Here is a 6,980-nt window from a genome sequence, read left to right on the forward strand (position 1 = left end):
TACAACATTCGCAAGGCCATTTTTTCTTTATTTATCCAGCTTTAAGCCTAATCCCTTAATTGGAACGCCATAAAGGCTTCTATAGAAGCTTCCCATACCAATACCTGCGTAATATGCTTTTCAGCTCTTGAACAAGCGATATATCGCCCTATAATATAAATAATACCAATTGTATTATTTTATCAGATAGAAGTTCTCTATTCTAGTTTTTCTTCTGAAGTTTTGCCCATGTGTCTCTTAGGGTAACTGTTCTGTTGAAGATCATTTTTTCCGGAGTAGAATCCTGGTCTACATTAAAATAGCCCATTCTTTGAAATTGAAAGCGATCATTGATCTTTGCGTTTTTTAAGCTAGGCTCAACATAGCCGGTAATAACCGTTAAGGAATCCGGGTTTACAAATTCAAGAAAATCCTTATCCTTATGTCCATCCGGCGTTTCATCTGTAAAGAGCCTGTCGTACAATCTCACCTCAACCGGTAAAGCATGCTTTATGGATACCCAGTGTAAAGTACCCTTCACCTTCCGCAAACTTTCCTCACTTCCGCTTCCACTTTTACTTTTAGGGTCATAGGTGCATTGAACTTCAATAATATTCCCCTCGGTATCTTTTGTGCAACTCTCAGCTTTAATAATATAACCGTTCTTTAGTCGTACTTCTCCTCCAAGTTTTAATCTGAAAAACTTTCTATTTGCTTCTTCCCTGAAATCCTCCTTTTCAATATATAATTCCCTGCTAAATGGAATATCGCGAAACCCTGCTGATGCGTCTTCCGGGTTATTTTCAGATCTGAGCCACTCTTCCTGCTCCTCAGGATAATTCGTAATCACCAATTTTAACGGATTAAGTACGCCCATGACCCGAGGTGCAATTTTATTGAGATGTTCCCGAATATGAAATTCCAGAAGTGATACATCAACCACATTTTCACGTTTGGCAATTCCAATGGTGTCTGCAAAACTGCGGATAGACTCGGGAGTATACCCTCTTCGCCTCAATCCTGATATGGTAGGCATTCGAGGATCATCCCAACCATTTACTAACCCTTTTTCAACTAATTGCAGCAACTTGCGTTTACTTACAACGGTATGACTTAAATTTCTGCGGGCAAACTCCCGTTGTTTAGGCCTTACTTTGTCCGGATCTATTATATTATCTAAAAACCAATCGTACAATTCCCTGTGGGGGGCAAACTCAAGAGTACATAGTGAGTGAGTTATTTGTTCTATATAATCACTCTCCCCATGTGTCCAGTCATACATCGGGTAAATACACCAATCGGTATTTGTTCTGTGATGTGCCCGCTTTAGAATGCGATACATAATTGGGTCCCGCATCAGCATATTAGACGAAGACATGTCTATTTTTGCCCTAAGAACGTGGGTTCCTTCGTCAAAAAGACCTTCCTTCATACCCTTAAATAATTCCAGGTTTTCCTCAACAGATCTATTTCTATAAGGGCCGTTAACGCCAGGTTCCGTAGGTGTTCCTTTTTGTATAGCCATTTCTTCAGAAGACTGGCTATCTACATAGGCCTTGCCTTGTTTTATCAGTTCTACTGCCCAGTCATATAAAGTCTGAAAATAATCCGAAGCATAACATTCGGTATCCCACTCATAGCCCAACCATTCAACATCCCGCTTGATAGCATCCACAAACTCCTGCTCCTCCTTTATAGGGTTGGTGTCGTCAAACCTTAGGTTAACAGGTGCATTATACCGAAGGCCAAGGCCAAAATTAAGGCAAATTGAGCTTGCGTGACCAATGTGTAAGTAGCCATTTGGTTCTGGCGGAAACCGAAATCTTAATGCATTAGGAGGAAACCCATTAGCAAGATCCTCTTCAATAATGTGTTCTATAAAATTAAGTGATTTAGGAGATTCACTCATGGATTTGATTTTGAAGCACAAATGTAGGAAAAATGAGGGTATGACAATTAATAAAAGATGCTCACCATGCAATAACCCGATTTCACAACATATTTAATTGGTGCTACAACATTAAATTTCCAGCCAGGTAATTAAAAGACATATTTGTTGTTAAATACACTGGTAAATTGAAGTAAAACTTTAACAACGCATGTAAAACGAAAAAAACAACGAACACCCATACGGTTTGCCAAAACCCAAATCCAGTAAAAGGTAAAACTGTAGTTCCCCCAAAACTACACTACTTATGAGAGCAAAACTATCCTTTAAAATCAAGTATTTCTTTTTGACCATACTGCTGTTAGGATGCATGCAAGTGCCTCCGGTTCTTTTAATGATTACTGGGTTAATTTCACATGGAGTCCTCCCTTAGTTAACGGCGATAATGAATTTATTCTTGAACTATCAGATGCGAGTGGCAGTTTTGCAAGTCCGGTAGAACTTGCCCGAGATGCCACAAAAAATACAAATTTTGACTTCTACATTCCATTTTCAATCCCTACTGATACCAGGGGTGAAGGCTATAGAATGCGTGTTAGAAGCACTAGTCCGGCCGTTATTGGAGCGGCATCTGTCGCATATCCAATGTATTATATAGATGTAAATTCCGGTCTTACAATCAGACAGCAAGGCAATGCCGACTTTGGAGACGGTACCGCTGAAGTCTGCAACGGGAATTCAATTACCCTGGAGGTTTATAATCTTCCTAATGCAAATACCTATCAGTATAACTGGTACAGAAGCGGATCGCCTTTAGCCGAAAAAAGTGAATCCATTACGGTTTCACAGGCAGGAATGTATAATGTAGAAATTGATTATGGTGCATGCTCCGGATCCGGTAATACCCTTTCAAACATTATTGATGTAACAACAGGGGCCAGCTTAGGAATAGCTATTAACACACCAACTAAAACTGATTTGTGCGCTGGTGAAACTGAAAATCTTGAAGCAAACATAAATAATCCCGGTTTAACATATACCTGGTATAAAGATAGCACAGCCATCCCTTCATCTAATAATTATATTTATACTGTAGATGCCTCTGTGCCAGGGTTTGAAGGAGATTATCAGGTCGAAATTTTCGGGCCCGGGGCTTGTGTGGAAAGATCTTCAGCCTTGACTATCACTAATGCAGGGAATTTTACGGTAACCAGAAATAATCCTGCCAACGTAGTAGTTCTACCAGGACAAAACGAAACATTAAGCGTTACAACTAACGCTTCTTCTCCCGCTTATCAATGGTATAGAGATGGTAGCCTTATATCTGGGGCTACAAGCAACAGTTTGTCAGTAAATGAAACAGAAACCGGGACATATTTTGTCCGTGTTTCCTTAAGCGGAGGACCTTGTTCTTCAACCTCTATAGATTCCGAAACGACTACGGTAGTTACTCCGGCGTCTTTTGAGATAGTAGTTGATTATGCGACTGCTTATACCGCATGTGCGAATAACAGTATTGTCCTTGATGTTACTACCATTAATGCTATAGACTCAGGTGGAGGGGTGACTGATGTAACCGCTTCTCTAATCTCTTCATTTACATACCAATGGAAAAAAGACGGCAGCCCTGTAGGTGGAGAAACTTCAGCAAGCTTAAGTTTAACGGATATTACTGAAAACGGTAATTATGAAGTAGACGGCAATATTACTACTTATAATGCAACATCAAATTCACTGGCTGTTCAACTTTTAGTAAATGAGACTTTAACCATTAACAGTACCGGTCTTATTAGTTGCGGTCCTGCTGAGCCAATTACAATAAACACCACCACGAATTTGTCTGGTGAATCTTTTGATTGGTTCAAAGATGGTGTAAATCTAAATACAACCGATATAGCTCTGACGGTTACAGAGCCAGGAACGTACCAATTACAATTAGACAGAAACGGGTGTCCGCTTCCATCAAATGAAATAGTTATATCTGGTCTTGATCCTGAATTGATAACTCTTGACCCTTCCGGTACAATTGTATTTCCAGAAGGTGGCTCAAGAACAGTTACCGCAAGTGGTGGTGACTCATACAGGTGGTATGATTCTAGTAATACTGAAATGAGTAATTCCTCTTCCGTAACCTATACAGAGGAAGGCTCTTATATTCTTATAGCAACTATAGGAAATTGTGAAGTAAGCAGAAATGTAACTGTAGAATATCTTGACAACTTTAAAATACCGAATGTTATAACTGTCAATGGTGACGGAATAAATGATCAATGGATTATTCCTAATTCCTACTCCAATAAGGCTGAAGTGAATGTGACCATTTTCAACAGCGCAGGACAGGAAGTACTAAATGAATTTAATTATCAAAATAACTGGCCTGAAACATCAATGACTTTTGCCAAGCAAAACATGGTCTTTTTCTATAAGATTAAAGACGCTAATGAAGTTTTAAAACAAGGCACCATAACCATTATTCGTTAACCAGAAAAATGAAATTAAAACTCGCATACCTGTTGTTGTTCATCATGGCGCTTACCAAAGTAAGTGCCCAGGAAGATAATCCTTTTATCTCTTATGATGTGCCTTCACAGAACCTGTTAAAGTTTAACAGATTTCTTATAAATCCGACCTTCTCAACAGTTCGTGAAGACTTGTCATATATTAATCTTTTACATAGAAACCAATCGGTATCTTTTGACGATAATAACCAATTATATTTCCTTAGTTACAGTGGTAGGATTGATGATAGATCAGGGCTGGGATTAAGTCTATATACACAGAGGGAGGGAGTTGTTAGTAATTACGGAGTGTTAGCCAATTATGCTTATGGTGTAAAATTAAGCGATAAAAGTAATTTCACCTTTGGAGCCAATCTATCCTATTACAGTAGCGGTTTGGATCAAAACAGAGCTAACCCTATTGAAATAGATCCACTGCTGAGTGGTTTTCAGGATAGTTCTCTGCTCTCCTTTCAACCAGGATTTAACTTTTCATATGACCAGTTTGATTTCGGTGTTTTTGCGGAAAACTTATTTGATTATAACCTGAAAACAAATGAATCTGTTACGGACTTTAAGGACAAAACTTTCTCAGCTCATTTACAATATACTTATAAGTTGGAAAATAACTCCGGAGTATTTGAAAACTCACGTTTGATGCCATTGGCCCGGGTAAGACAAGTTGGACAGGAAGATATCGTTTTAGGCGGTAATATAATTTTTGACTTACCCAGACTAGGTTGGATACAGGCCGGATATGATAGTTTTTATGGGGCTTCAGCCGGAATTGGTTTTAACCTTGGAAAAAGACTCTCTCTTGGATATACGATGGAGAAAGGCCTGTCGAATAGTTTTGACAACTTTGGTACTACCCATGAAATTTCTTTTGCTTACTCTTTCACACCTAACCTTACTGAAGACAGGGTAATGTTAGAAGAAAGCGAAGAAGCAATCGCAAATATTGAAGAAGAACAAGAAGCTATAGAAGAATCTCTCGCTTCTGATGATGAGGAGATTACAGAACTCAAGCGCCGTCTGGCAGAAAATGATGCAATCCTTGCTGAGCTCATGTTCAGGCAGGACTCCATGGAGACAAATCGCGAAAAAGATCTTGAAAGAAGATTTGAGATGGTTATGCGTATGGTGCGTAATGAAACTAATGGAGAGCGACCTGATCTTGAAGAAAAAGCCAGGGAGATGTACCTCATTAATAATGACAAAACCGCGTTGGTTGAAAATGTTGAGAAGCCAAGACCTACTGAATACAAGCCCATAGTCAGGAAAAAAACGCAGGCTGATGTATTTATTAGGGAGGCAAAACTTAACAATGTTAAAAGCCAAAAATTCCGAGACCTGAAGGGTGTGGAAAATGGGTACTATGTAGTTGCCAATGTTTACAAAGGCGAACACTACATGAATAAATTCATGGACAATCTATATAGTCAGGGCTTAAACCCGGATTATATTGACAATCCCAAAAACGGAATGAAGTACGTATATCTAAAAAGATACGACACCTGGAAGGAGGCTCTGGCCGCGCACAAATCAGGATTAAATGGAACCTATAACGACGAATTATGGGTTATGAATGTTGATAACCGCTATACCAACGAGGCCTACGCTGAAAATGCAAATAAAGTTCGTGAAAAATCGTCCGAATATGATACAGCTGTACTACAAAAGAATGTTGTTGTCAGGGATAATGTAACAGACAGTGAACCAAAAACGAAAAGTCAATTTATTAATAGTGTTGGCTCCGCTTATTATATTATAGCTAATGTCTTTGCAAACCCTAAAAATGCCAATCGATTTGTAAAATTATTAAACTCCCAGGGGCTAAGTGCCAGTTACTTTATAAATCCCGAAAATAACTATCGGTATGTTTATTTAAAGCGACACGAATCCTGGAACAATGCTCTCATATCTTACTACTCTAAACTAAATGACGCATATGACGACAAAATGTGGATCATGCGCGTCACACCAAACTTAATAGTAGGTATATCACAAGAATTCAACAATTTTGAAGTTAGGTACCAAAATAACCTTAAGGGTGACCTGACTTTCATAGCCAACAATATTGTTAACAGAGACGGAGGCACCGGAAGTACCCAACCGGAAGACCCTTATAATTCCACCGGTAACTCCTCTACTTACAATGACTGGCTTAATATGCAGTACATTGATGTGGATGGTGACCCTACCACCTTTAGCTCAAGCACGGCTACATTTACCTATCCACAGGCAAGTTGTAATCTTGTCCGATATGCCGGATTATATTGGTCTGCAACCTATCCAAGTGCTCAGGCCGGACAGCCTTTAGGTACAGGTAGGCAAAACGATTTTAACCAGGTAAAACTAATGGTTCCTGGTGGGGCTTATGTAGATGTTGTTGCAGATGAAATCTTATTCGACGGATTCACTAGTGGTGATCCTTCTGTGACACAAAATAGCCCTTATGCCTGTTATGCAGATATAACAGCGCTTATAACCCCTTTGGCAGATCCATCAGGGGATTATACCGTTGCAAACATACGATCTGTTGTTGGATCACTTTCTCCCGGAGGCGGTGCAGCTGGCGGATGGACACTTGTTGTCGTCTATGAAAATCCGAC

The 6,980-nt window shown here is 39.4% G+C and carries 3 protein-coding genes; 2 read left to right on the plus strand and 1 reads right to left on the minus strand.

Annotated features, from left to right (window positions below):
• Positions 1 to 202: 202 nt before the first annotated feature.
• Positions 203 to 1,888 carry a glutamine--tRNA ligase/YqeY domain fusion protein gene (locus Q0X66_RS11750; protein ID WP_297706576.1) on the minus strand — a complete coding sequence of 562 codons (1,686 nt, stop codon included), beginning with the start codon at positions 1,886 to 1,888 and terminating at the stop codon, positions 203 to 205.
• A 345-nt stretch (positions 1,889 to 2,233) separates the two neighbouring features.
• On the opposite strand from Q0X66_RS11750, the gene Q0X66_RS11755 reads away from it, so the two are divergent.
• Both Q0X66_RS11755 and Q0X66_RS11760 read left to right on the plus strand, forming a co-directional pair.
• Entirely contained in the window at positions 2,234 to 4,348 is a 2,115-nt protein-coding gene (locus tag Q0X66_RS11755) for a gliding motility-associated C-terminal domain-containing protein (RefSeq protein ID WP_297706577.1), read from the plus strand.
• 8 nt (positions 4,349 to 4,356) lie between these two features.
• Positions 4,357 to 6,980 (plus strand): type IX secretion system membrane protein PorP/SprF (locus Q0X66_RS11760; protein ID WP_366938691.1); only part of this gene is annotated, 2,624 nt, incomplete at its 3' end.

This window comes from uncultured Eudoraea sp., from assembly GCF_947260015.1.
Lineage (GTDB): Bacteria > Bacteroidota > Bacteroidia > Flavobacteriales > Flavobacteriaceae > Eudoraea.

Bases quoted from the DNA above. Each gene is read 5' to 3' on its own strand.
- Q0X66_RS11750 (WP_297706576.1), bottom strand. From the start codon at position 1,888: ATGAGTGAATCTCCTAAATCACTTAATTTTATAGAACACATTATTGAA.
- Q0X66_RS11755 (WP_297706577.1), top strand. From the start codon at position 2,234: ATGCATGCAAGTGCCTCCGGTTCTTTTAATGATTACTGGGTTAATTTC.